1 protein-coding gene is annotated in these 386 nt (G+C 60.9%); it reads right to left on the reverse strand.

The features are described from left to right. Positions 1-203, reverse strand: a 203-nt coding sequence (locus EO141_RS21485) for a hypothetical protein (protein WP_206514759.1), incomplete at its 3' end; no start/stop codon positions are given. Positions 204-386 lie beyond the last annotated feature (183 nt).

Here is a 386-nt window from a genome sequence, read left to right on the forward strand (position 1 = left end):
GGATTGCGCAGTGGCCTGCGCCCCATCCCGACTGCCAGGGGTTGCCACGCCAACGACCCAGAAAGCGTGTTGCCGACACCGCGGGCGATGGCGATGGCGCACGGGCCGGCAGCCGTGCGCGCCCATGCGGCAGCGACGCATTCGCCATCCCGGACGGCTTTACCCGGGAGCAGATCCAACCATTTCACGATCTGGAACGACAATACGCCGCACTCTTTTGCACGTCCCACATCCGCGCCGTCCGGTCTGCACGCGATATCCAAGCCAGCCGGACAATGGATGTGGATATGGACGCATGTGTCGTCATCAATCTTGCGCAAGATGGATTTGATTCGATCGGCACGCACGGTTTGTCTTCATGCGTCTGCATTTGTGCAAAAGGAAAG

This window comes from Xanthomonas sp. BRIP62415, assembly GCF_003993515.1.
Taxonomy (GTDB): Bacteria; Pseudomonadota; Gammaproteobacteria; order Xanthomonadales; family Xanthomonadaceae; genus Xanthomonas; species Xanthomonas euroxanthea.